The organism is Rhodococcus sp. IEGM 1306 (genome assembly GCF_036541985.1).
Lineage (GTDB): Bacteria > Actinomycetota > Actinomycetes > Mycobacteriales > Mycobacteriaceae > Rhodococcus_F > Rhodococcus_F qingshengii.
This window is the reverse complement of sequence record NZ_JAZHFF010000002.1, coordinates 205,929-228,246: the sequence shown is the minus strand read 5'-3', so window position 1 is coordinate 228,246 and position 22,318 is coordinate 205,929. Positions and strand designations below refer to the sequence as shown.

27 protein-coding genes are annotated in these 22,318 nt (G+C 62.9%); 13 read left to right on the top strand and 14 right to left on the bottom strand.

Annotation, left to right across the window (positions count from 1 at the left end; translation table 11 throughout):
* The 3 genes from V3587_RS07805 to V3587_RS07795 form a co-directional block, all read right to left on the bottom strand.
* Positions 1–639: a TetR/AcrR family transcriptional regulator gene (locus tag V3587_RS07805; RefSeq protein WP_095970573.1), complete on the bottom strand. Its 639-nt coding sequence runs from the start codon at positions 637–639 to the stop codon at positions 1–3.
* A gap of 73 nt (positions 640–712) precedes the next feature.
* The gene (locus V3587_RS07800; protein WP_019748191.1) at positions 713–1,426 is read right to left on the bottom strand and encodes a PIG-L deacetylase family protein; all 714 of its coding nucleotides are present in this window, start codon (positions 1,424–1,426) and stop codon (positions 713–715) included.
* Between the two features lie 17 nt (positions 1,427–1,443).
* On the bottom strand, positions 1,444–1,632 hold the full coding sequence (locus V3587_RS07795; RefSeq protein ID WP_419183465.1) for a hypothetical protein: 189 nt from the start codon (positions 1,630–1,632) through the stop codon (positions 1,444–1,446).
* A 225-nt stretch (positions 1,633–1,857) separates the two neighbouring features.
* Here V3587_RS07795 and V3587_RS07790 point away from each other — a divergent pair, with 225 nt between their 5' ends.
* From V3587_RS07790 to V3587_RS07780, 3 genes are read left to right on the top strand one after another with little or no spacing between them, the layout of a single operon-like run.
* The gene (locus V3587_RS07790) at positions 1,858–2,454 is read left to right on the top strand and encodes a biotin transporter BioY (protein ID WP_007735162.1); all 597 of its coding nucleotides are present in this window, start codon (positions 1,858–1,860) and stop codon (positions 2,452–2,454) included.
* A gap of 6 nt (positions 2,455–2,460) precedes the next feature.
* Positions 2,461–3,141, top strand: coding sequence for an energy-coupling factor ABC transporter ATP-binding protein (locus V3587_RS07785; protein ID WP_166809568.1), 681 nt, complete (start codon positions 2,461–2,463; stop codon positions 3,139–3,141).
* The gene (locus V3587_RS07780; protein WP_283376322.1) at positions 3,138–3,743 is read left to right on the top strand and encodes an energy-coupling factor transporter transmembrane component T family protein; all 606 of its coding nucleotides are present in this window, start codon (positions 3,138–3,140) and stop codon (positions 3,741–3,743) included. The genes V3587_RS07785 and V3587_RS07780 overlap by 4 nt, the downstream gene beginning before the upstream one ends.
* 22 nt (positions 3,744–3,765) lie before the next feature.
* On the opposite strand, the gene pspM is transcribed toward V3587_RS07780, so the two are convergent.
* From pspM to pgsA, 5 genes are all read right to left on the bottom strand, one after another.
* Positions 3,766–4,611, bottom strand: coding sequence for a phage shock envelope stress response protein PspM (gene pspM / locus V3587_RS07775; RefSeq protein ID WP_235172102.1), 846 nt, complete (start codon positions 4,609–4,611; stop codon positions 3,766–3,768).
* Between the two features lie 31 nt (positions 4,612–4,642).
* On the bottom strand, positions 4,643–5,455 hold the full coding sequence (pspA, locus tag V3587_RS07770) for a phage shock protein PspA (RefSeq protein ID WP_003942098.1): 813 nt from the start codon (positions 5,453–5,455) through the stop codon (positions 4,643–4,645).
* Positions 5,456–5,611: 156 nt separating this feature from the next.
* The gene (locus V3587_RS07765) at positions 5,612–5,992 is read right to left on the bottom strand and encodes a helix-turn-helix domain-containing protein (RefSeq protein WP_095970577.1); all 381 of its coding nucleotides are present in this window, start codon (positions 5,990–5,992) and stop codon (positions 5,612–5,614) included.
* Positions 5,993–6,082: 90 nt separating this feature from the next.
* A complete protein-coding gene (locus V3587_RS07760) occupies positions 6,083–6,580 on the bottom strand; it encodes a CinA family protein (RefSeq protein ID WP_283376321.1) in 498 nt (165 codons plus the stop codon).
* Positions 6,577–7,218, bottom strand: a complete 642-nt coding sequence (gene pgsA / locus V3587_RS07755; protein ID WP_003942125.1) for a CDP-diacylglycerol--glycerol-3-phosphate 3-phosphatidyltransferase — start codon at positions 7,216–7,218, stop codon at positions 6,577–6,579. Before pgsA ends, V3587_RS07760 begins: the two co-directional genes overlap by 4 nt.
* A gap of 120 nt (positions 7,219–7,338) precedes the next feature.
* Here pgsA and V3587_RS07750 point away from each other — a divergent pair, with 120 nt between their 5' ends.
* Together V3587_RS07750 and V3587_RS07745 are read left to right on the top strand one after the other, a co-directional pair.
* On the top strand, positions 7,339–7,863 hold the full coding sequence (locus V3587_RS07750) for an amino-acid N-acetyltransferase (protein ID WP_095970579.1): 525 nt from the start codon (positions 7,339–7,341) through the stop codon (positions 7,861–7,863).
* A gap of 74 nt (positions 7,864–7,937) precedes the next feature.
* Entirely contained in the window at positions 7,938–8,222 is a 285-nt protein-coding gene (locus V3587_RS07745) for a YciI family protein (RefSeq protein ID WP_095970580.1), read from the top strand.
* 16 nt (positions 8,223–8,238) lie between these two features.
* Here the strand turns inward: V3587_RS07745 and V3587_RS07740 are convergent, their stop codons facing one another.
* From V3587_RS07740 to thyX, 6 genes are all read right to left on the bottom strand, one after another.
* Complete coding sequence (locus tag V3587_RS07740) at positions 8,239–9,219, bottom strand: TerC family protein (protein WP_069146046.1); 981 nt, start codon at positions 9,217–9,219, stop codon at positions 8,239–8,241.
* Positions 9,220–9,264: 45 nt separating this feature from the next.
* On the bottom strand, positions 9,265–12,036 hold the full coding sequence (locus V3587_RS07735; protein WP_166809570.1) for a DNA translocase FtsK: 2,772 nt from the start codon (positions 12,034–12,036) through the stop codon (positions 9,265–9,267).
* A 124-nt stretch (positions 12,037–12,160) separates the two neighbouring features.
* Positions 12,161–12,784, bottom strand: a complete 624-nt coding sequence (locus V3587_RS07730; RefSeq protein ID WP_095970582.1) for a TIGR03085 family metal-binding protein — start codon at positions 12,782–12,784, stop codon at positions 12,161–12,163.
* A gap of 59 nt (positions 12,785–12,843) precedes the next feature.
* Positions 12,844–14,853, bottom strand: coding sequence for a ribonuclease J (locus V3587_RS07725; protein WP_283376320.1), 2,010 nt, complete (start codon positions 14,851–14,853; stop codon positions 12,844–12,846).
* Positions 14,854–15,759: a 4-hydroxy-tetrahydrodipicolinate synthase gene (gene dapA, locus V3587_RS07720; RefSeq protein ID WP_003942142.1), complete on the bottom strand. Its 906-nt coding sequence runs from the start codon at positions 15,757–15,759 to the stop codon at positions 14,854–14,856.
* Positions 15,760–15,802: 43 nt separating this feature from the next.
* Positions 15,803–16,555 (bottom strand): FAD-dependent thymidylate synthase, encoded by a 753-nt coding sequence (gene thyX, locus V3587_RS07715; RefSeq protein ID WP_095970584.1) that lies wholly within the window; start codon positions 16,553–16,555, stop codon positions 15,803–15,805.
* A gap of 153 nt (positions 16,556–16,708) precedes the next feature.
* On the opposite strand from thyX, the gene V3587_RS07710 reads away from it, so the two are divergent.
* The 8 genes from V3587_RS07710 to nuoE all read left to right on the top strand — a co-directional run bounded on the left by V3587_RS07710 (position 16,709) and on the right by nuoE (position 22,317).
* The gene (locus tag V3587_RS07710; protein WP_095970585.1) at positions 16,709–17,188 is read left to right on the top strand and encodes a toxin-antitoxin system HicB family antitoxin; all 480 of its coding nucleotides are present in this window, start codon (positions 16,709–16,711) and stop codon (positions 17,186–17,188) included.
* Between the two features lie 87 nt (positions 17,189–17,275).
* The gene (locus V3587_RS07705) at positions 17,276–17,710 is read left to right on the top strand and encodes an SRPBCC family protein (protein ID WP_283376319.1); all 435 of its coding nucleotides are present in this window, start codon (positions 17,276–17,278) and stop codon (positions 17,708–17,710) included.
* Positions 17,711–17,890: 180 nt separating this feature from the next.
* Positions 17,891–18,283, top strand: coding sequence for an Rv3143 family two-component system response regulator (locus tag V3587_RS07700; RefSeq protein WP_095970743.1), 393 nt, complete (start codon positions 17,891–17,893; stop codon positions 18,281–18,283).
* Positions 18,284–18,511: 228 nt separating this feature from the next.
* Positions 18,512–18,871: an NADH-quinone oxidoreductase subunit A gene (locus V3587_RS07695; protein ID WP_283376318.1), complete on the top strand. Its 360-nt coding sequence runs from the start codon at positions 18,512–18,514 to the stop codon at positions 18,869–18,871.
* 80 nt (positions 18,872–18,951) lie between these two features.
* Positions 18,952–19,506: a NuoB/complex I 20 kDa subunit family protein gene (locus tag V3587_RS07690; protein WP_095970587.1), complete on the top strand. Its 555-nt coding sequence runs from the start codon at positions 18,952–18,954 to the stop codon at positions 19,504–19,506.
* A complete protein-coding gene (locus V3587_RS07685; protein WP_200315120.1) occupies positions 19,503–20,165 on the top strand; it encodes an NADH-quinone oxidoreductase subunit C in 663 nt (220 codons plus the stop codon). The genes V3587_RS07690 and V3587_RS07685 overlap by 4 nt, the downstream gene beginning before the upstream one ends.
* Positions 20,165–21,496, top strand: coding sequence for an NADH dehydrogenase (quinone) subunit D (gene nuoD / locus V3587_RS07680; RefSeq protein ID WP_095970589.1), 1,332 nt, complete (start codon positions 20,165–20,167; stop codon positions 21,494–21,496). Before V3587_RS07685 ends, nuoD begins: the two co-directional genes overlap by 1 nt.
* Positions 21,493–22,317 (top strand): NADH-quinone oxidoreductase subunit NuoE, encoded by an 825-nt coding sequence (gene nuoE, locus V3587_RS07675; RefSeq protein ID WP_200315122.1) that lies wholly within the window; start codon positions 21,493–21,495, stop codon positions 22,315–22,317. The genes nuoD and nuoE overlap by 4 nt, the downstream gene beginning before the upstream one ends.
* Position 22,318 lies beyond the last annotated feature (1 nt).

Genomic DNA, 22,318 nt, shown 5'->3' with positions numbered 1-22,318 from the left:
CTATTCTCCCGAATTCTTTGCAGGTGCCAGATACGCAGCGACCGCATGTCGAAGTTGCTCGACCGACGCGTCGGCCGAAAGTTCCGGCTCGAGAGTCGGTGCGGAGATGACGACGGACTGAGCCATCAGTAGAACCATCGCCGCAATCTCGTTGACGCTTCCCTCGCGAATCGAACCGTCTTGTTGACCGGCAGCCACGACGGAAGTGATCAGTTCGAGAATCGACTTCTGGCTCGCGCCGAGTCGGTCCACGATGTAGGTGGTGAGCAACTCTTGATCGGCGTGGCGAATCTTCACGAAGAGAGGATGATCGCGAATCTGGCCGACGACGTCACCGATAGCTTCCACGAGCAATGTGCCCGCAGACCCGGTGAACGCCACCTCTGGCAGCACTGATCGAATCTCCCGGGTCAGCAGATCCGCGACGACGGCTCGTGTGTCCGGCCATCGCCGGTAGACCGTCGGTCGGCTCACGCCGGCTCGACGGGAGATCTCCGCAAGTGTGGTTCGTTGCATTCCGAAATCGAGGACACACGACCTTGCTGCGTCGAGAATCACGTCGTCGATCTCGCGGCTGGGGATGCGCTGACCATCTGCCTTGCGAGGGGCAAGTGAGTCATCTGCGTTACGGATTACCATCGTATGTAACACAATACCGGACAAGTCACCGGTAATCCCGTCGGGACTTGCGAGTTCTCTCGCTCAGAGATCATCAGAAATAGTACAACTCGAAACCAACTGCGCGCTCGGCGTCGAAACCGGGCTTCGGTCCGCTGACCATGTCGATCTGTGCGCGCGCCTGTTCCCGGATCGGTGTGGAACTCAACGCCGCCAGATATCGCGCATGTTCCGCGAGCGAATCCACGGCGCGATCGACCGTCGACGTCACGTCGACGCAGTGTGTGGGAGTCATCGTGTTGACCGCAACCCACCGCACACCGGACCACGGCGCCAGTCCCTGAGCCGTCAATGACGGAAAGATCCATTCGTTCGCCGCATCAGCGGTCGCGTCCAGGACGCTGATCCCGAGTGCTCGGTGATCCGCGCTGTTGAGGTAGCCAGGTCCCCAGGTGTGGGAGAAGTTCATCGTCACCACCAATTCCGGGCGGTGGCGACGAATTGCCGCGGCGAGAGTCGAGCGCAACTCCAAGCCTTCCACGAGACGACCGTCGGGTAGACCGAGGAACTCCACCTCACTGACACCGACGATCGCGGCCGAGCGACGCTCTTCTTCCTCGCGGACCGGGCCGGACTCCTCGGGCGACAGACCGGCGATTCCAGCCTCGCCGCGCGTGGCCAGGACGTATCGCACGTCTTTACCGCGATCGGTCCATTGCGCCACTGCTGCGGCTGCGCCGTATTCGATGTCGTCGGGATGCGCCACGATGACAATCGCGCGCTGCCAGTCCTCGGGGAAGTTTTCCATAGGGCAGATCTTGCCCGTCAGAACCGCGAAGCGTGGGAATTGTCGTCACTTCCCGACATCGCCTTCACCAGGAAGTAGATTCCGAAACCGACAGCGCCGACCACCAGGACCCAGAAAAGCCCCTTGATCAGCGCACCGACCACCGCAAGTGCGACCCACACCAGTACGACGGCCAAAACGATCTTCCAAAACATGCTTACCTCCAACGTGCCGTTGAATAATCAGTCGAATCGGACAGGTGCTGCGTCGTCCGTAGAACCAGCCTGACAGGTCTGGCGTGACAAAGCAGCAGCTCAGCGGCAAGTTCAGGTAAAGATCAGGGTTCACCCCGAGACCGGCCCTCACGCAGGTCAGGTGTCCAACCCATCGGAGCTTGCTCCTGGCGTAAACTCGCGAAGTTCCATCCCGTACGCCGAAGGAGCACGTCCGCAGTGTCTACGACCCGTTTCCCCGCTCGCGATCTCGCGCATGTAGCCGTCTTCGCCGCACTCATCATCGCGCTGGGCCTTCCCGGGTCGATCAACATCGGTATCTCCGGTGTACCCATCACGCTTCAGTCCATGGGCGTCATGATGGCCGGCGCTCTGCTCGGACCACGCAAGGGTGTTCTCGCAGTCTTGACGGTCATCGCCCTGGGATTGGTCGGATTGCCCGTCCTTGCCGGCGGTCGCACCGCACTCGTGTCTCTCTCGAGCCCGACGGCCGGATTCCTCATCGGTTGGATCCCGACGGCGTTCGTCATCGGATGGCTGACTGCCAAGATGCTGCCCAAGTACCGGATCATCGCAGGCATCGGCATCAACCTTCTCGGCGGAGTCGTCGTTCTCTACGCGTTCGGCATCGTCGGAATGATGGTCCGCGGACACATGAGCTTCGTCGCCGCCTGGTCTGCCAACGCCGCCTTCATCCCGCTCGACGCCGCAAAAGCGGTCGTCACTGCGTTGGTCGCGTCCCAGGTTCATCGGGCATACCCGGCACTACTGCGTGACTCGGTGATCTCGTCGAACAAGACCGTGGTGGCGAACTAATCTCCGATGAGTGAGATCGTCTTCGAGAACGTCGGACACCGCTTCGGTGAACGAACGGTCCTGCAGCAGATAGATCTGCGTCTGAGCGAGCAGCGAATCGGGATCGTGGGTGCGAACGGAAGCGGCAAGTCGACCCTCGCTCGCATGATCAACGGACTGGTCGTTCCGACGGAAGGACACGTCCACGTCAACGGCTTGGACACGGCGAAGAAGGGCCGCGACGTACGCCGGCAGGTCGGATTCGTCTTCACCGATCCCAACCACCAGATCGTGATGCCGACGGTTGCCGAGGACATCGAATTCTCGCTCCGCCGTAGCGGATCGGGCAAAACCGAGCGCGCCGCAAAGGTGGCCTCGGTGCTCGAACGCTACGGCCTCGCCGGGCACGCCGACCATCCCACCCACCAGCTTTCGGGCGGGCAGAAACAGCTTCTCGCGCTCGCGGCCGTCATGGTGACGGAACCGACCGTACTGGTCGCCGACGAACCCACCACGCTCCTCGACCTTCGCAACTCTCGGCTGATCAGCTCGGTATTCGAGTCTCTCGATCAGCAACTGATCGTCGTGACCCACCAACTCGATCTCCTCGAATCCTTCGAACGGGTGTTGGTTGTCGACCAAGGGCGCGTCGTCGCGGACGGATCCCCCGCCGACTCCATCGATCACTACCGGTCGTTGGTCTCGTGACCACCCTCGGCGTCTACCGCCCGGGCACGTCACTGCTGCACCGGATGCCGACGGGGATCAAGCTCGTCGCCTTGATCGCGGCGATCCTCGCAGTCTCGATCTTCGTGCGTGAGCCCTGGCAGCTGGCAGCTCCTGCGATCGTCGTTGTTGCGCTGTACGTGATTGCGCGCATTCCTCCGATGACGGCACTCCGGCAACTGCGTCCGGCACTGTGGATGTTGCTCTTCATCGGGGCATTCCAGCTGGTGGTCGCGGGATGGCAGCGAGCGGCCGTCGTTTGCGGCGTTCTGATCATTTCGATCGCCTTCGCGGCGATCATGGGTCTGACCACACGGATCTCCGAGATGCTCGACGCGATCACCAGATTCCTGACGCCCTTGCGACGCTTCGGCATCAATCCCGAACGGATCGCCCTGCTCCTTGCAATGACGATCCGGTGCATCCCGCTCATGTTCGAGGTCATCACGCAGGTGTCCGAGGCACGCAAGGCGCGTGGACTCGGCTTCTCGCTACGTTCTTTCGCCGTGCCGGTCATCGTCGGCACGCTGATGACCGCGGATGCGATGGGTGAGGCGTTGGCAGCCCGCGGCGCCGACGACTGAGCGCCGATCAGACCGAGAGCTGTCAGTTGTACTTGCGGGTGATGTCGTCCACCTCACCGATGGCGTCGGCAAGCGCCGAGAGTCGCTCGGCGGCTGCGTGCAACGCCGAGAGTTCTCGATTGAACCCCACCAGTGCCGACGGGCTGTGGGGCGCGGTCAAGGCTGCGGCCGAGGTCACCAGATCCTCGTACTGATCCAACCCCGACTGCAATTCACGTACGGCGCTGTCGATAGTGGGATCGAGAGGTTCGGTCACCTTGGGCGTCGCGGCAACCGCGCGTTCCATCGCGACCACGTCCGAGGACACCGCGAACATCGCTCTCAATGCCGAATCAGCGGTGACGGTGATTTCGTCCAACTCGCCGGGGTCGATGGTGTCGGCACGCCTGAGCACACTCAAGATCTCGAACAGCGAAGTCTCGGCGCCGATCAGGCGAGACATCGGGATGAACGCGCGAGACGACGACGGTGGCAACCGCCGGCGAATCGGCGCGGACGGCGGTGGGCCGGAACTCATCGAACGGTAACGGCCGACCGCGATGACGGCGGGAACCGCGAACAGTGCCGCTCCCCCGCCTGCCACGACCACCGACCACTCTGGAGCGGACGCTACTGCGAGGCCGGCAGTGCCGACCACGGATCCGCCTGACATGAAACCCCAACGCTGCGCTCGTCGACGCGCTCGGGCACGTTTGCGTTCGAATTTGGCGCGCGGGTCCTGCCACCGCCGAGCTGCATCCGCCGCAGACAGACCGACCTCGCGCAATGTGTCCGCGGTGCGTCCCAATGCTCCGAAAGCGCCGGATACGGAAACGGGAACGGCCGACCGGGGCTCACGCCCAGATCGACCGTCTCGTGAAGAAAACATCAGAGCATCACTGCCGACATCGAGGATTCGGCTACTGCCCGGTCTGACCGGCAGCCGGGGGCTGCTTCTCGACGGACGGAGTCGCAGGAGTGGCCGCTGCGCCGCCGGACGGCAGTGCCTCGCCCTTCATGGATGCACGAATCTGTTCGAGGCGACTGTGCCCTGCCATCTGGACCGAAGCCTGCTGGACCTCCATCATGCGGCCTTGAACGGAGTTCTGAGCGAGCTCGGCAGAGCCGAGTGCGTCGGCGTAGCGACGTTCGATCTTGTCGCGCACAGCATCGAGGCTGGGTGTGTTGCCCGGAGCCGACAGCGTGCTGTCCATGGAACGAAGCGACTCGCTCACGCGCTCCTGCATCTTGGCCTGCTCGAGCTGGCTGAGCAGCTTGGTGCGCTCGGCAACCTTTGCCTGCAGAGTCATCGCGTTCTGCTCGACGGCCTTCTTGGCCTGAGCGGCCGCCTGCAAGGACTGGTCGTGCAGTGCCTTCAGATCCTCGACGCCCTGCTCGGCCGTCACCAACTGAGCCGCGAAAGCCTCGGCAGCGTTGGTGTACTGGATCGCCTTGTCGTTGTCGCCGGCAGCAGCGGCCTGATCGGCGAGGTTGACGGCCTGGCGCGCGTTGGCGTTGAGCTTCTCGACCTCGTCGAGCTGACGGCTGAGCTTCATCTCGAGTTGACGCTGATTACCGATCACCGACGCAGCCTGCTGGGACAACGCCTGATGCTGGCGCTGTGCGTCCTCGATCGCCTGCTGAATCTGAACCTTTGGATCTGCCTTCTCATCGATCTTCGAATTGAAGAGCGCCATCAGGTACTTCCAGCCCTTGACGAAAGGATTAGCCATTGGTTTGATCCTGCCTCCATCTGATGCGCCGCGCCGAACGCGACCCGGAGCGCGACCGTCGCGCACCGAAACAAGGGCTGCGCCCTATCTGCTCTGACCCCACCTGCTGGAAACCGGCGGTTACGTACAAAATCTATCGGTTACGGCCGGTAGTGGCTACGCCGCCGCCAACCTTCGAGCGTTCGGTGCCGGAATCACGACGCGGGTATCGCGTGCGATAGTCGGCGAACCGGAAGCCGAGACAGAACCGGATGCCGACACGGCAGGTTCGGTGACCTGTCGACTCGCTACCGGAGCGCTCTTCTTCGTGGCCAGGGTCTCGCTCACGTCGACCAGCACGTCGGACAGTGGGACTGCGAGCGCATCACAGATCGCTGCCAACAGTTCGCTCGATGCTTCCTTACGTCCACGTTCCACTTCGGACAGATAGCCCAAGCTCACACGCGCGCTGTTCGACACCTCACGTAGCGTGCGGCTCTGCGAAACGCGCGTACGCCGGAGACTGTCACCGATTGCCTCACGCAATAGCAGCGCCATCTCGCTCCTCCTTCATCCGTGACCTCATCGTGCATGGTCGTACGTCTTCACAATCGTCAACGTCCGAACACATCCGATTGGTTCCCGAGCCTATCGTGCCGCGCGCTCTGCGACACGATCACGTAACCGCGACACGGCAGTCGCGACTGCGGTTGTTCGAATCTCCCACCGTTCGCCGCCGAGCGCGAGCGGTACGCATTCGGTTCCGTCCGGGCCGGCGATACCGAGAAACACCGTTCCGACCGGGTGTCCGTCCTGCTCACTCGGACCGGCGACCCCCGTCAGACCGACACCCCAGTCGGCGCCGCACCTCGAGCGGGCACCGAGCGCCAAAGCCACCGCGGTGCTCGCGGACACGGGGCCGTCTGTTGCCAGGCGATCGGGGTCCACGCCAGCCAGCGTCGCCTTCAGGTCGGTCGCGTACACGACCAGCCCTCCGCGCAGCACAGCGCTCGATCCCGGCACCGACGCAACCGCTGCAGTGAACAATCCGGCCGTCAGAGATTCGGCGGCGGCGACAGTCTGCCCCGCGGCACCGAGGACCTCGACCAGTTCGGCCACTCCGAGTCCGAGCAGCGGATCGGTCATGACTCGACTGCGCGAACTCCGGCGCGAAGCCTGATCGCCTGCACGATGTATTCGATTCCCGTCGCCACCGTCAGCACGACGGCAGCAGCCATCAGCAACCCGCTGACGATGTCCCAACTGCTCGGCAGTGGGCACAGGTAGAAGCCGATCGCGACGGCCTGCACGAGGGTCTTGAGCTTGCCGCCCTTGCCCGCCGGGATGACCGCGTGCCGCAGAACCGCGAACCGCAGCAGCGTGATTCCGAGTTCTCGGGCGATGATCACTCCGGTCACCCACCATGACAAATCACCCAGAACCGAGAGCCCGATGAGCGCGGCTCCGATCAGCGCCTTGTCCGCGATCGGGTCCATGAGTTTCCCGAAATCCGTGACCAGACCGTATTTCCGAGCCAATTGGCCGTCGATCCGATCCGTGATCGCGGCCACGATGAACACGCCCATCGCCCCGAGACGCCACCACGTCGAGTGTCCGCCGTCGACGAAGAGAACAACGAGAAACACGGGAACGAGAACCATTCGAACCATCGTGAGAATGTTCGCGATGTTCAGCAATGGAACCGGGTTGTCCGCGACAGGTGTGCCGTCGGACGGGCCGACGGCAGCGCGATGGGCGTCGGTCTGATCGCGCGGGGTACTCATCGGATCACCGCACGAGCGGTGAGCCGAACCCGGGATACAGCCGAGCGGCGCGGGAATTGCGTGGGGCGGACAGGCACGCGACTTAGAATATCGGTAGGGGCATTGACTAATGTGCACCACATGACTTCGACCGCGCCGACCTATACCGAGAGCCAGTTGATCGTGCGTCGCGCGCGAACGTCGGACATCCCCGAAATCAAGCGCCTCATCGACATCTACGCCGGCAAGATCCTGCTCGAGAAGAACCTCGTGACGCTGTACGAGGCCGTCCAGGAGTTCTGGGTCGCCGAGCGCGGTAATCAGGTAATCGCCTGCGGCGCTTTGCATGTGTTGTGGGCAGACCTGGGTGAGATCCGCACCGTCGCAGTCGATCCGACAGCCAAGGGGCAGGGTGCAGGTTTCCATGTCGTCGACAAACTCATCGAGGTCGCCAAGGAATTGGAGTTGGAACGGTTGTTCGTTCTGACGTTCGAGACCGAGTTCTTCCACCGTCACGGATTCGCGGAGATCGACGGCACTCCCGTCACCGCCGAGGTCTACGCCGAGATGTGTCGTTCGTACGACGCCGGTGTCGCCGAGTTCCTCGACCTGAGCTATGTGAAACCCAACACACTCGGCAACACTCGCATGCTCCTGACTCTCTGAACCGTTCAGACTCTTCTCACACCCTGCTCTTCACACACACCTGTCTCGATCACCAGTCCCCGAAAGCGGTCACGATGTCGTTGTTTCTCGTCGAATACACCTACGCTCCCGAGAAGAACCCTCAGCGCGACGAAGTCCGTGGCGATCACCGCGCGTGGCTCGCGGATCTGGTCTCCCGCTCGATCGTTCTGTCATCCGGCCCGTTTGCAGATGGAAACGGCGCGCTGATCATCGTCGACGCCGCCGACGCCGACACCGTTTCGCTCCTCTTCACCCACGATCCGTTCGCGATCGCCGATTTGATCGAGAACGTCCGCATCACCGAGTGGGTCCCGGTATTGGGTCAGTTCAGCGCCTGAGAGCCTCGGCCCCGGCTTACTCCCCCGCCCGGTCGCGAGTCTTCAACAGGCTCGCGACCGTCGTCACCGCCAGTACTCCGATGATCACTCCGAGTGAGAGTGCCGTGGAGATTTCCGGCACGGAGACGTGTTCACCTCCGTTGACGAACGAGAGAGTGTTCTCGTGCAACGCGTGCAGTACCAATTTCACGCCGATGAACGCCAGGATTATCGAGAGCCCGTACGAGAGATAGACCAGCCGTTCGAGCAATCCGCCGATCAGGAAGTACAGCTGCCGTAGGCCCATCAGCGCGAAGGCGTTGGCGGTGAACACCAGATAGGGTTCCTGGGTCAGACCGTAGATCGCCGGAATCGAATCGAGCGCGAAGAGCACGTCGGCAAACCCGATTGCAATGAGCGCCAACAACAACGGCGTCACGACGCGCTTGCCGTCGATCCGGGTGATCAGTTTGTCCCCGTCGTATTCCTCGGTTGTCGGCAGCACCCGTTTCACGAGCGAGATAATGCGACTGTCGCGCTTCTCCTCTGCCTCCTTCTCATGCCCGTGATCGCGGATCAGGGTGTACGCGGTGTAGATCAGGAACGCACCGAAGAGGTAGAACACCCAGCTGTACGCGTTGATGGCGGCGGCACCGACACCGATGAAGATTCCGCGCATCACCAACGCGAGGACGATACCGATCAGCAGGACTTTCTGCTGGAACTCTCGTGGTACCGCGAAGGTCGACATGATGATCACGAAGACGAACAGATTGTCGACCGAGAGCGCCTTTTCCGTGACGTAGCCGGCGAAGTACTCACCGCCGTACGTGGTGCCCCAGATCCACATCACGACGAGACCGAAGACGACGGCGATCGAGATGTAGACCGTCGACCAGAATGCGGACTCCCGGAACGTCGGCGCGTGCGGAGTGCGGACGTGGGCGAAGAAGTCGAAGACGAACAGACCGAGGATCACCACGATCGTGATTCCCCAAGCCAACGGCGTCACATGCACGGGTTCCTCCGGTCGTCTGTCGACGGTTTGTCCGCCGAGGTGTCCCTACTCGTCTGCGGGTGCCTCGTCCGGGTCGCCGCCGCGAATCGACCACAGCAGACCGTCGAGTTCCTCGGGCTTCATGAGTACCTCGCGAGCCTTCGAGCCCTCGCTGGGTCCGACGACGCCGCGGTTTTCCATGAGGTCCATGAGTCGGCCGGCCTTGGCGAACCCGACGCGCAGTTTGCGCTGCAGCATCGACGTCGAGCCGAACTGGCTGGTGATCACCAATTCCACGGCCTGCAGGAGGACGTCCATGTCGTCCCCGATGTCAGGATCGACGTCTTTCTTCTCCCCGGCCTTCTGCGCGGTGACACCTTCGGTGTACTCGGGTTCCGCCTGGTTCTTCGCGAAGTCGACGACCGCCGAGATTTCTTCGTCGGTGATGAACGCGCCCTGCATACGGGTCGGCTTACCCGCACCCATGGGCAGGAAGAGGCCGTCACCCATACCGATGAGCTTCTCGGCGCCGGGCTGATCGAGGATGACTCGCGAGTCCGTCAGTGAAGACGTCGCGAACGCCAGACGCGAAGGCACGTTGGTCTTGATCAGGCCGGTGACGACGTCGACGGACGGGCGCTGTGTTGCCAGCACCAAGTGGATACCGGCAGCACGGGCTTTCTGGGTGATGCGGACGATTGCTTCTTCGACGTCGCGCGGCGCGGTCATCATGAGGTCTGCGAGCTCGTCCACGATTGCCAGGATGTAGGGGTACGGACGGTAGACGCGCTCGCTGCCCAGCGGGGCGGTGATTTCGCCGGACTTGACCTTGGAGTTGAAGTCGTCGATATGACGCACCCGGTTGGCCTGCATGTCCTGGTAGCGCTGTTCCATCTCCTCTACCAACCAAGCCAGCGCTGCCGCTGCCTTCTTCGGCTGAGTGATGATCGGCGTGATCAGGTGCGGGATACCTTCGTACGGCGTGAGCTCGACCATTTTCGGGTCGATGAGGATCATCCGTACTTCTTCCGGCGTTGCTCGGGTGAGCAACGAGACGAGCATCGAGTTCACGAAGCTCGACTTACCCGAGCCGGTCGAACCTGCCACCAGAAGGTGGGGCATCTTCGCGAGGTTGGCACTGACGAAGTCGCCTTCGATGTCCTTGCCCAGACCGATCACCAGTGGGTGGTGATCGCGTCGGGTGCTCGGCGCGTTCAGCACGTCGGCGAGGCGAACCATTTCGCGGTCGGAGTTCGGTACCTCGATGCCCACCGCGGACTTACCCGGAATGGGGGCGAGGAGACGAACGTTGTCGGTTGCCACCGCATAAGCGATGTTGCGAGCGAGCGCGGTGATTTTCTCGACCTTCACGCCTGGGCCGAGTTCGACCTCGTAACGCGTCACTGTCGGGCCGCGGGTGAATCCGGTAACGGCGGCATCGATCTTGAACTGTTCGAGGACCTCGCTGATCGCCTCGATCATCGCGTCGTTCGCAGAACTGCGGAGCTTGGGCGGGTCGCCCTCGATCAGCAACGTCGTCGGTGGGAGGTTGTAGTCGCCGTCGGTGACCCGATCGGTGACGAAGTGTTCCTTCTCCTCCGGCTCGGGTTCGGGTTTCGGCACCGGTTTGGCGATGGGGACCGAACGGGCCGGCACCTTGGGGCGCGGCGCCGGAGTCTCCACGACGGGCGCCGCCGCAGCCACGACGGGCTCGTCGGGTACCGCGGTTTCGTCGGCGTTCCACAGACCGAGTACTTCGGTCTTCTTGTCGCCGGATTCGAACTCGTCCGTCGGGTAGTTGTCGATCGGTGCGCGTCGGCTGGTCCGCTTGGCGGGCTTGAGCGGTGGCTCGGCGTAGGTGTCGACCGGATAGCCGTCGGCATCGAACAGTGAAGGATCGTAAGCAGATTCGCCGTAGTGGTGCTCGCCGTCCTCGTCGAATTCGGATCCGTAGTCGCCGTATTCGTCCGAGCGATACGAGGCACCGAAGAAGGACTGGAACTTGCTCGGCACCTCACGCAGAGTGGTTCCGGTCAGAAGGAGGATTCCGAATCCGGCAGCGATGACCAGCAGCGGCGCGGACAGCCAGACGGTGAGCCCGTTGGTGAGCGGGCCGCCCACGACGTACCCGACGAACCCTGCGCCGTTGGAGCGACCGGTGGAGTCTGTCGGTGAACCCGAGATGATGTGCCAGAGGCCGAGCGCCGGCAGACCGACCAGCAACGATCCCATGATCAGTCGGGGCCGGATCTCAGGTTTAGGTTCGGTGCGCATCAGCAGAATCGCAAGGCCGACGCCGACGATGGGGAGCACGGCCGAGGCCGCGCCGAAGATCGCGCGCACGAGGGTGTCGATGCCGCCGCCGATCGGGCCACCGGCCTTGAACCAGACGCCGCCGGCGATGACGACGCTGAATGCGATCAGACCGAGCGCTATTCCGTCGCGGCGGTGGCCGGCTTCGATCTCGCCGACCTTACTGACGGTGCGTGTGGTGGCGCCGACGCCGCGGGCAGCCAGGGACCACCCGGCTCCGATTCCCTTCCCGACAGCCGCCAACGGACTGGCCCGCTGAGACGTTTTCGATACCGGGCGACGCGCGGCCGACGACGTACCGGACGCCTTCTTCGGCGCTGGCTTGGAGCCCTTGCCCGAGGCCGGACGCCCACCAGCCCTGGCCGAAGTCGTGACGTTGCGAGGAGTCGACACGGTCCGTGTGGTGCGCGACGTACGAGGTTTTGCGGTCGCTCGGGCGCTCGGAGTAGAGGCTGACGACCTGGTCGATGCCCTGGACGTGGACGTGCTTGTACTGGATCCCCGGGCGCTCGACTTACCTGCCATGGAGTTCAGGCTAGTCTGTGCGACCCCATCTGGACCATCCGCAACACCAGCAACACTGGTCGCGAGTGCGAAACGTGATCTTCACAACCCGTCTGCGGAGCTCCACTCAGGTTGAAAAAGGCAATCAGAAACTGCGATCGAGCGCCATCACAGATTGAACGTCGGCCAGTTCACCTTTGGCTTCGATCTGCACTTCGTTGCGACCGAAAGCATGCAGCAACAACTCGGCGGGTTCACCTTGTAGAACAACACTGCGAGAGCCGGATTTGTGGACGACCGCACTCTCGCCGGAGGGAAGTTCGAAAATTACCTCGACAGCGGCCTTGCGGTAGCCCATCTTGCCGACCTGTCGTGCGTACTTCCACAGCTGAGCCTGCCGACCCTCCGACAACGGACGCGGCGCCCAGTTCAGGTGTGCGCGTCGTACATCTTCGTGGTGGACGAACATCTCCGTGGTGTTCACCTGCGCGTCGAGCCAGTACATAGGCGACCATCGCGGCGGCCCACTCCGAACGTCGTCGAGGATTTCCTCCCACGGACGCGCCGCTGCGGACTTTCGCACGCTCTCGGTGTGTCCGGCAAGAGGGCTCAACATGATTCCGGGAGCGGCGTCGAGACGCCGCTCCCGGACGATCAAGTGTGCTGCCAGGTCGCGATTGGTCCACTCCCCACACAGTGTCGGAGCATCGGGGCCGAATTCGACCATGCTGTCCACCAGGGCGAGTCGTTCGTCATGAGCGAAGGTCACCTTCGCCAAAGTACTCGAACCGGATCGGGTTCGAGCGTAAGCGACCTGCTGTGCCGAATCTACGGAACCGCGATGACCGTCGGGATGATCATCGGACGGCGACGGTACTTGTCCGCGACCCAACGTCCGACGACGCGGCGCACGGACTGAGCGATGCGATGAGCGTCGATGACGCCTTCGCTCGCCAAGCGTGCCAGGTCCGATTCCACGAGATCCGCGGCGTCCTTGAGTGCCGTCGGATCGTCGGAGAACCCGCGACCGGACACCTCGGGAGTACTGACCGCGCGGCCCGTCGACTCGTTGATGACGATGGTGATGGCGATGAAGCCGCCCTCACCGAGCACGAGGCGATCGGACAGCGTCGGCTCACCGACGTCACCGACGGAGAGACCGTCGACGTAGACGTGTCCGACCGGTACGCGTCCGACGATCTCGGCGAGGCCGTCGACCATGTCGACCACCACGCCGTCCTCGGCCAGCACGATGCGCTCTTCCGGAACGCCGGTTGCCTTGGCGAGCGCTGCGTTCGCACGCAGGTGACGCCATTCGCCGTGAACAGGCATGGCGTTGGTGGGCCGAACCGCGTTGTAGAGGTACAGCAGCTCACCGGCGGACGCGTGGCCCGAGACGTGAACCTTGGCGCTCTGCTGAGTCACGACGGTGGCGCCGCGCTTGGCCAGACCGTTGACCACGGCGAAAACGGAGTTCTCGTTGCCCGGGATCAGCGACGACGCGAGAACGACCAGGTCGTTGGCGCGGATGTTGATCTGGCGATGTTCGCCGCGAGCCATCCGCGAGAGCGCTGCCAACGGCTCACCCTGCGAACCCGTGGAGATGAGAACGAGGCGATCGTCGGGAAGGGTGGCGGCGGTGTCGATGTCGACGACCAGGCCGTCGGGCACCGTGAGGTAGCCGAGATCCTGTGCGATCTGCATGTTGCGGACCATCGAGCGGCCGACGAAGACGATGCGGCGGTTGTACCGAGCAGCAACGTCGACGACCTGCTGGATGCGGTGCACGTGGCTGGCGAACGACGCCACGATGACACGCTGCTTCGCCTTGCCGATGACGTTGTCGAGCACTCCCCCGATTTCGCGCTCGGGGGTGACGAATCCCGGAACCTCGGCGTTGGTCGAGTCGACGAGGAACAGGTCGACGCCCTCGTCGCCCAGGCGGGAGAATCCGGCGAGGTCGGTCAGGCGGCCGTCGAGAGGCAGCTGATCGAGCTTGATGTCACCGGTGTGCAGGACAACGCCGGCGTCGGTGCGAATCGCGATCGCGAGAGCGTCGGGAATCGAGTGGTTGACCGCGAAGTACTCGCAGTCGAACGGGCCGTGGGTGGTCGTGTTTCCCTCGACGACCTCGACGAGGTTCGGACGCAGGCGATGCTCGCGGCACTTGGCGGCAACCAGGGCGAGAGTGAACTTCGCGCCGATGACCGGAATGTCCGCACGCAGGCGCAGCAAGAACGGCAGAGCACCGATGTGGTCCTCGTGTCCGTGAGTCAAGATGACGGCTTCGACGTCGTCCATACGGTCTTCGATGTAGCGGAAGTCCGGGAGGATCAGGTCGACGCCGGGCTGCTGGTCCTCGGGGAACAGCACACCGCAGTCGACGATCAGCAGCTTGCCGCGGTGCTCGAACACGGTCATGTTGCGACCGATTTCGCCGATGCCACCCAGAGCGACGATGCGCAGACCCGATGCCGGTGCCTTCGGGGGTGTTCCGAGGCGACCCGTCGGATCGACGGCCGGACGGTTCTCGGGGCGCTTGTTTCCGCGTCCGTTGCCCGTCTTCGACGCTGCCGGACGGTTACCGCCGGAAGATTTGCGGGGCGACCTGTCTTCGGCCGACTTCTTCGGCGCAGCAGATTTGGAGGCTGCGGACTTGGCTGGTGCAGACTTGCTTGCTGCGGCCTTCTTGGGCGGGGCGGCTGAGGCGGGGGCCGCTTCTGCCGCCGGCGCAGCTGGTGCCTCTACCGGCGCGGCCTTTGCGGCCGTTTCGGGAGCCGGAGGCGAAGGCGGACCGGCTTGACGACTGGCACTACGACGTCGGGGGGGACGGGTCATTTACAAAACTCCTGCCGCATGCAGATCGGCGGCAAGACCGTCGATCTGCTCTTTAGTGGGTGCAACCTGCGGAAGGCGTGGTTCTCCGACATCGATTCCGATGAGTCGCAGACCCGCCTTCGAAGCGCTGACACCGCCGAGGCGGGCAACGGAACGAATCACAGGGATCAAACTGAGGTTTATCTCGCGTGCGCGGGCGATGTCGCCGGACACGAACGCGGTGTGAAGGTCACGGAGGCGACCCGGAACAAGGTGGCCGATGACACTGACGAAGCCGGTAGCACCGACAGCGAGCCACGGCAGGTTCAGGGGGTCGTCACCGGAGAAGAACTGAAGCTCGGTGGTGCCGATCAACTCTGCGCCGGCGTTGAGGTCTCCCTTGGCATCCTTGACGGCCTTGATTCGCGGGTGCTCGGCGAGTCGGCGGATCGTCTCGGTCTCGATGGGAACGACGGAGCGGGGCGGAATGTCGTACAACATGACGGGCAGGTCGGTCGCGTTGGCGACGGCAGTGAAGTGCGCAAAGAGTCCGGCCTGAGGCGGACGCGAGTAGTACGGGGTGACGACGAGCAGACCGTGCGCTCCGGCGCGGGCCGCATCCCGGGCGAGTTCGACGCTGTGCGCGGTGTCGTTACTGCCGGCGCCTGCGACGATCTTGGCGCGGTTGCCGACGGCGTCGATCACAGCGCGGAGCAGGTCGAGCTTCTCGGACTCGGTGGTGGTGGGAGACTCACCGGTGGTACCGGCAAGAACGAGGCCGTCGCAGCCGTTGTCGACGAGATGGGCTGCGAGGCGCACTCCCGCGTCGACGTCCAACTTCCCGTCGGCAGTGAACGGGGTCACCATCGCAACGGAAATGGTGCCGAACGGACGCTCGACAAGAGAAGCGGAATCACCGTAGGTCATGGTCAGAAGGTTACCCGGTTCAGCTCTTACTTCTGCACACGAGTCACGACTCGGCCGCAAATGCGCTGACGGCGATTTCCGATCCGTCGCTTCCGCGGAGAATCTCGTAGTCCCCGAACACATTTGGCGCGACGTCGCGAAGCTGACGTAGGCACTCGACCGCGACTCGCCGGATCTCGACGTCGGCATGTTCGGTGGCGCGCATCTCGACGAAGTGCCGCCATGCCCGATAGTTCCCCGTCACGACCAAGCGCGTCTCGGTTGCGTTGGGCAGCACCGAGCGCGCGGCTTGCCTGGCTTGCTTCCCCCGCATCGGGGCACCGGGCACTGATTGCAATTTCCCCTCGAGGGCGGTCAGCAGCTCGCCGTACGCTCGACGGCTCTCGTCGGTGGCAGACAGAAACAGTGCTTCGAGCTCGGGATCACCTTCGACGGCGGGAGGCACAACGACGTTCGCATCATTCTCGCGGACGAATCGCTGCGAGAGTTGCGAGTACGAGAAGTGCCGGTGACGAATCAATTCGTGAGTGCACGAGCGCGAGATACCGGTGATGTAGAAGCTCACGGTTGCATGCTCGAGCACCGAGACGTGCCCGACCTCGAGCAGATGCCGTAAGTATCCGGCGTTCGTTGCCGTTCGCGGATTCGGTTTGGACCAACTCTGGTAGCAGGCTCGGCCTGAGAACTCGACGAGTGCTTCGCCGCCATCCGCGTCCGTCTCCCACGGAATGTCCTCGGGCGGGAAGAACTCGGACTTCGCCACCAACTGCACTTTCAGCGACACCGTGTTCGGCACAACCCACTCCTCGCAAGCACAAACCGACAAGCACAAAACCTGGGCGCCGTTCGCCTCAGGTGCTGGGCAACTCTATAGCGGTCGCCCACCCCCGAGATCGCGTGACGTCACCACGTCCTTGACTGACGTCACTTTTGACGTCACTCTGGTGTCATGGACATTTCGGAGTACACCGCAAAGCTGCAGAATGACCTCGTCACCGCAGCCGAACTCGGCGACGATCACACGCGCCGGATTGCGGCGTCGTTGTCCGCCGCCATCGAACCCTCGGTCCGCCTGGTCTTGTTGGCCGCGGCGACGGAGTTGGCCAAGGAGATCGGGACCAAACTCGACGGCCGCGAGGTCAGAGTCAATCTCGACGGCAACGAGATCGTGACCGACGTCGTCCGCCCGACGAATCCGATCGACGGCGAGGGCGCAGACGAGAAAGCAGGCGACGAGAAGAAGGACTCCCCCTACTCGTTCGACGACGTCAGCGGAGATATCAGCCGAGTGACGTTGAGGATGATGGAGCAGATCAAAGCCCGCGCCGAGGAGGCAGCCAACCAGAACGGAGTTTCCCTCAACTCGTGGGTTTCACAAGCCGTTCAGGGCGCGTTGCGGGACCAGATGCGCAAGAACGGCATGGACTAGTTCGACGCCACCCCGATCGCCGAATGATCTAATTGCGCAACTGCAGTAATCACGAACCGTTGCCGCAAGGCGAGAAGGAGCACGTTCATGGCCGTTTCGGGCGTCAAGGAATTCGAGATCAAGGCCGATCCGGCGACGGTGATGCAGGCCGTCGACGCGGTCGATCGACTGCCGGAGTGGTCGTCTGCGCACAAGAAGATCACCATCGAGAGCACCCACGACGACGGACGCCCGCATCGCGTTCGCATGGCCGTGTCCATTCTCGGAATCAACGACGAGCAGGTAGTCGACTACACCTTCGAGGGCGACGAGAAGGTGACCTGGACCCTTGTCGAGAGCGGCCAGCAGAACCAGCAGGACGGCTCGTACGTCTTGACGCCCACCGACAGTGGAACCAAGGTCACCTTCGAACTGACCATCGATCCCAAGATTCCGCTGCCCGGTTTCCTGGTGAAGAAAGCGCAGAAGACGGCCCTGGAAACGGCAAGCAAGGGTCTGACGAAGTTCGTCGAAAACTTCTGAGCACACACGTAATTCAGGCGGCCCTTACTTCGGCGTTCATCGCCGGGTAGGGGCCGTTCGCTGTGAAGCCGAGCTGCGATTTCTCGGAAGTTCTTGCCGATGTCGAACATTCGCCGGTAGCCGGTGACCGCCCGGAGTAACGTCGGCCGCGTGTCCGCCGAGACCGCAGAGCCCAACTCCATGGCACCCGTGCGCATCCTCGTCTACAGCGACGACGCACACACGCGCGAGCAAGTTCGGCTCGCTCTCGGAGAGCGCCCACATCCTTCGATGCCCACCATCGACTACGTCGAGGTCGCGACGGCGCCGATCGTCGTCGACAAGCTTGATGCCGGCGGAATCGATCTCGCCATCCTCGACGGTGAGGCGAGTCCGGCGGGCGGCATGGGCGTCGCGAAACAACTCAAGGACGAGATCGTCGACTGTCCACCGATCCTCGTACTGACCGGTCGACCCGACGACGCGTGGCTGGCGTCGTGGTCCAGAGCGGAAGCCTCAGTGCCGCAGCCGATAGATCCGATTGAACTCTCTTCCGCCGTCATCGCGCTTCTGCGTCGGCAACTGAGCCGGTGAGCACCCGTTGCAGCGGTGATTCGTTGCGGCGCCGACTACTTCGGGCTTTCGCGAGCGAAACTCGGCACCTCGAAAATCAACCCAATGTCGGAGGCCTCCCCTAGTGTGGGTGTCGCAGGTCACATAAGTGGTGAATTGCTGGCAGTATCGAATTCGAACGGCACCTTCGGGTTAACGGCACCTTCGGGCTAGGCGGACATCCGCACAGCGGAGAGGAGTTCGGGTGACATGAACGCTTACATCCCCATTCTCGTTCTCGGGGTCATCGCGATGGCCTTCGCCGTGGTGTCGGTTGTTCTCGCGTCCGTGGTCGGCCCGAAGCGGTACAACAGGGCAAAGCTCGAAGCGTACGAATGCGGAATCGAACCGGCACCCCGCACCGCTGGTGGCGGACGGTTTCCCGTCAAGTTCTATCTGACGGCGATGCTGTTCATCATTTTCGACATCGAGATCGTCTTCCTCTATCCGTGGGCCGTGCACTTCGATTCGCTCGGCTTGTTCGGTCTAGCGGCCATGGGCCTTTTCATAATCAACGTTTCGGTCGCATACGCATACGAATGGCGACGAGGCGGTCTCGGTTGGGACTAGCTGGACGAGTAGACGATCAACACAAAGAAGTCAGACAAAACCGGTCACACCGAAGCTGTTACGACTGAAAAGAGTCGGATATGGGTCTCGAAGAAAAGCTCCCCAGCGGATTTCTACTGACCACGGTCGAGGGCCTTGCAGGTTATGTCCGCAAAGGTTCACTGTGGCCTGCCACCTTCGGGCTCGCGTGCTGCGCCATCGAGATGATGGCAACCACATCCGGCCGCTTCGACCTGGCGCGGTTCGGCATGGAAGCCTTCCGCGCGTCGCCGCGACAGGCAGATCTTCTGATCGTGGCCGGGCGGGTCAGTCAAAAGATGGGCCCGGTACTTCGTCAGGTCTACGACCAGATGGCCGAGCCGAAATGGGTTCTGGCCATGGGTGTGTGCGCGTCGTCCGGCGGAATGTTCAACAACTATGCAGTGGTCCAGGGCGTCGACCACATCGTGCCGGTCGACATCTACCTGCCCGGCTGTCCGCCGCGGCCGGAGATGCTCCTGAACGCGATCATCGAACTGCACCGAAAGATCCAGGAGATGCCCCTCGGCGTGAACCGGGAAGAGGCACGTGCGGCAGCCGAGCGCGCCGCACTGGCATCCACCCCCACCATCGATATGAAGGGGCTTCTGCGATGACCTCGGGTAACACCGGCGCGAGAGGGATGTTCGGAGTCCGCGGAACTGGCGACACCTCGGGCTACAGCAGGCTCGCCCCTCCGATCTCTCTGGAGGACAAGGCTTCTCGACCTTTCGGCGGATATTTCGATGCAGTCGCGGATTCCTTGGACGCGGCATTGAGCAACGCGGGTGGCACTTTCACCGATGCAGTCGAGCGAGTAGTGATCTTTCGAGACGAGATGACGCTGCACGTCGAACGCTCCCACCTGCCGCAGGTTGCGCGCAGACTGCGCGACGAACCGGATCTTCGCTTCGAGCTCTGCCTGGGTGTCGACGGAGTGCACTACCCGCAAGACACCGGTCGTGAACTGCACGCCGTGTATCCACTTGCTTCTATCACGCACAACCGCCGAATCAGGCTGGAAGTATCTGTGCCGGATTCCGATCCGCATATTCCGTCGATCGTCGGGATCTACCCGACCAATGACTGGCATGAACGCGAGACGTACGACTTCTTCGGGATCGTCTTCGACGGTCATCCGGCCCTGACCCGCATCGAGATGCCAGACGACTGGAAGGGGCACCCACAGAGGAAGGATTATCCGCTCGGCGGTATCCCGGTCGAGTACAAGGGCGCCCAGACTCCGCCTCCCGACGAGCGTAGGTCGTACAACTGATGAACGAGACGACAGGAACCAACTCCGGTGCCGCGACGGAAACCGTCGTCACAGCATCGGGACAGGACTGGGACGACATAGTCACCGCGGCCGCCCGCCAGCGAACCGGCGAGGCCGAACGGATCGTGGTCAACATGGGTCCGCAGCATCCGTCCACTCACGGGGTCTTGCGCCTCATTCTCGAAATCGAGGGTGAGACGGTCGTGGAAGCTCGATGTGGAATCGGATACCTGCACACCGGAATCGAGAAGAATCTCGAATTCCGGAACTGGACGCAGGGCGTCACTTTCGTTACTCGAATGGACTACCTGTCACCGTTCTTCAACGAAACCGCGTACTGCCTCGGGGTCGAGAAACTTCTCGATATCACCGACGACATTCCGGAGCGAGCCACCGTCATTCGCGTGATGATGATGGAACTCAATCGAATCTCGTCACATCTTGTCGCCCTGGCGACCGGCGGGATGGAACTGGGCGCCGTGACGGCGATGCTGTTCGGATTCCGCGAACGCGAATTGATTCTGGACGTGTTCGAGACGATAACCGGACTGCGGATGAATCACGCCTACATCAGGCCGGGCGGTCTCGCTCAAGATCTACCCGACGGGTCTGTCGCGAAGATACGACACCTGTTGAAAGTCCTACCGAAGCGGTTGCGTGACGTCGAACTGATGCTCAGCGACAACTCCATCTGGAAGGCCCGCACTCAGGGAATCGGATATCTCGATCTCACCGGGTGCATGGCCCTCGGAGTGACAGGACCGGTCCTGCGCGCCACGGGGCTCCCCCACGATCAGCGTCGAGCGCAGCCCTACTGCGGCTACGAGAACTACGAGTTCGACGTCGTGACGCACGACGGATCGGATTGTTACGGAAGATACGTCATCCGCGTCGAGGAGATGAAGGAGTCCCTCAAGATCGTCGAGCAGTGCCTCGACAAGCTGCAACCCGGGCCGGTCATGGTGGAAGACAGGAAGATCGCCTGGCCTGCCGATCTCGCCGTCGGACCGGATGGCCTCGGCAACTCGCAGAAGCACATCGCCAAGATCATGGAATCCTCCATGGAAGGTCTCATTCACCATTTCAAACTGGTCACCGAGGGTATCCGTGTGCCGCCCGGTCAGGTGTACGTCGCCGTCGAGTCTCCACGTGGCGAGCTGGGGGTGCACATGGTCAGCGACGGGGGAACCCGGCCGTACCGCGTCCATTTCCGGGACCCGTCATTCACCAACCTTCAAGCGGTGGCGGCGATGTGTGAAGGAGGCATGGTGTCCGACGTGATCGCCTCGGTTGCCAGTATCGATCCCGTCATGGGCGGAGTGGACCGATGACCGGCCCGAACGGCTCGTCACGGGTGTTCATCGAACTCGGGCCGCGTCCGGAGGAGCCCACGCAACTGGTACGTCCTGGCGCACGATCGAGCTATCCACCCGACGTCCTCGCCCGACTCGACGCCGACGCCGAAACCCTCGTCGCTCGTTACCGTGAGCCTGACGCCGCCGCGACCACCAGCCGATCCGCCCTCCTGCCACTCCTTCATCTCGTGCAGTCCGAGGACGGTTACATCACCCCGGCCGGGATCGATTTCTGCAGTGCCAAGCTGGGTTTGACGGGCGCCGAGGTCGCCGCCGTTTCCACCTTCTACTCCATGTATCGCCGGGGGCCGACGGGTGAGTATCTGGTCGGAGTCTGCACCAACACGCTGTGCGCGATCATGGGCGGAGACGACATCCTCGCGGCACTCGAAGAGCACCTGGGCTCGACAGGTTCCAGAGACGAAGGCGGACACTCCATCTCGACGTCCGACGGCAAGATCACCCTCGAACACATCGAGTGCAATGCGGCGTGCGACTACGCCCCCGTCGTGATGATCAACTGGGAGTTCTTCGACAACCAGACTCCGGAATCGGCGCGCTCACTTGTCGATGCGCTCCGCGCCGGAGAACGCGTGACTCCCAGTCGCGGTGCCACACTGTGTTCGTTCCGACAGACCGCGCGCACCTTGGCCGGTTTCCCGGATACGAGAATCGAAGCAGCCGAAGCACAAACCATCGGCGGGGCAACTCTTGCCGGACTACGTATCAGCCGATCTCACGACGACAACCCACCCGGCTCGGCCTCCGCGGCCGACACTCCCGGCGAAGGGAAGTGAC

What these genes read in the sequence shown, in the direction of transcription:
- V3587_RS07805 (WP_095970573.1), bottom strand. Translation starts at nt 639, where the DNA reads ATGGTAATCCGTAACGCAGATGACTCACTTGCCCCTCGCAAGGCAGAT.
- V3587_RS07800 (WP_019748191.1), bottom strand. Translation starts at nt 1,426, where the DNA reads ATGGAAAACTTCCCCGAGGACTGGCAGCGCGCGATTGTCATCGTGGCG.
- V3587_RS07785 (WP_166809568.1), top strand. Translation starts at nt 2,461, where the DNA reads ATGAGTGAGATCGTCTTCGAGAACGTCGGACACCGCTTCGGTGAACGA.
- pspM (WP_235172102.1), bottom strand. Translation starts at nt 4,611, where the DNA reads ATGTTTTCTTCACGAGACGGTCGATCTGGGCGTGAGCCCCGGTCGGCC.
- pspA (WP_003942098.1), bottom strand. Translation starts at nt 5,455, where the DNA reads ATGGCTAATCCTTTCGTCAAGGGCTGGAAGTACCTGATGGCGCTCTTC.
- V3587_RS07765 (WP_095970577.1), bottom strand. Translation starts at nt 5,992, where the DNA reads ATGGCGCTGCTATTGCGTGAGGCAATCGGTGACAGTCTCCGGCGTACG.
- V3587_RS07760 (WP_283376321.1), bottom strand. Translation starts at nt 6,580, where the DNA reads ATGACCGATCCGCTGCTCGGACTCGGAGTGGCCGAACTGGTCGAGGTC.
- pgsA (WP_003942125.1), bottom strand. Translation starts at nt 7,218, where the DNA reads ATGAGTACCCCGCGCGATCAGACCGACGCCCATCGCGCTGCCGTCGGC.
- V3587_RS07750 (WP_095970579.1), top strand. Translation starts at nt 7,339, where the DNA reads ATGACTTCGACCGCGCCGACCTATACCGAGAGCCAGTTGATCGTGCGT.
- V3587_RS07745 (WP_095970580.1), top strand. Translation starts at nt 7,938, where the DNA reads ATGTCGTTGTTTCTCGTCGAATACACCTACGCTCCCGAGAAGAACCCT.
- V3587_RS07735 (WP_166809570.1), bottom strand. Translation starts at nt 12,036, where the DNA reads ATGGCAGGTAAGTCGAGCGCCCGGGGATCCAGTACAAGCACGTCCACG.
- V3587_RS07725 (WP_283376320.1), bottom strand. Translation starts at nt 14,853, where the DNA reads ATGACCCGTCCCCCCCGACGTCGTAGTGCCAGTCGTCAAGCCGGTCCG.
- dapA (WP_003942142.1), bottom strand. Translation starts at nt 15,759, where the DNA reads ATGACCTACGGTGATTCCGCTTCTCTTGTCGAGCGTCCGTTCGGCACC.
- V3587_RS07710 (WP_095970585.1), top strand. Translation starts at nt 16,709, where the DNA reads ATGGACATTTCGGAGTACACCGCAAAGCTGCAGAATGACCTCGTCACC.
- V3587_RS07705 (WP_283376319.1), top strand. Translation starts at nt 17,276, where the DNA reads ATGGCCGTTTCGGGCGTCAAGGAATTCGAGATCAAGGCCGATCCGGCG.
- V3587_RS07700 (WP_095970743.1), top strand. Translation starts at nt 17,891, where the DNA reads ATGGCACCCGTGCGCATCCTCGTCTACAGCGACGACGCACACACGCGC.
- V3587_RS07695 (WP_283376318.1), top strand. Translation starts at nt 18,512, where the DNA reads ATGAACGCTTACATCCCCATTCTCGTTCTCGGGGTCATCGCGATGGCC.
- V3587_RS07690 (WP_095970587.1), top strand. Translation starts at nt 18,952, where the DNA reads ATGGGTCTCGAAGAAAAGCTCCCCAGCGGATTTCTACTGACCACGGTC.
- V3587_RS07685 (WP_200315120.1), top strand. Translation starts at nt 19,503, where the DNA reads ATGACCTCGGGTAACACCGGCGCGAGAGGGATGTTCGGAGTCCGCGGA.
- nuoD (WP_095970589.1), top strand. Translation starts at nt 20,165, where the DNA reads ATGAACGAGACGACAGGAACCAACTCCGGTGCCGCGACGGAAACCGTC.
- nuoE (WP_200315122.1), top strand. Translation starts at nt 21,493, where the DNA reads ATGACCGGCCCGAACGGCTCGTCACGGGTGTTCATCGAACTCGGGCCG.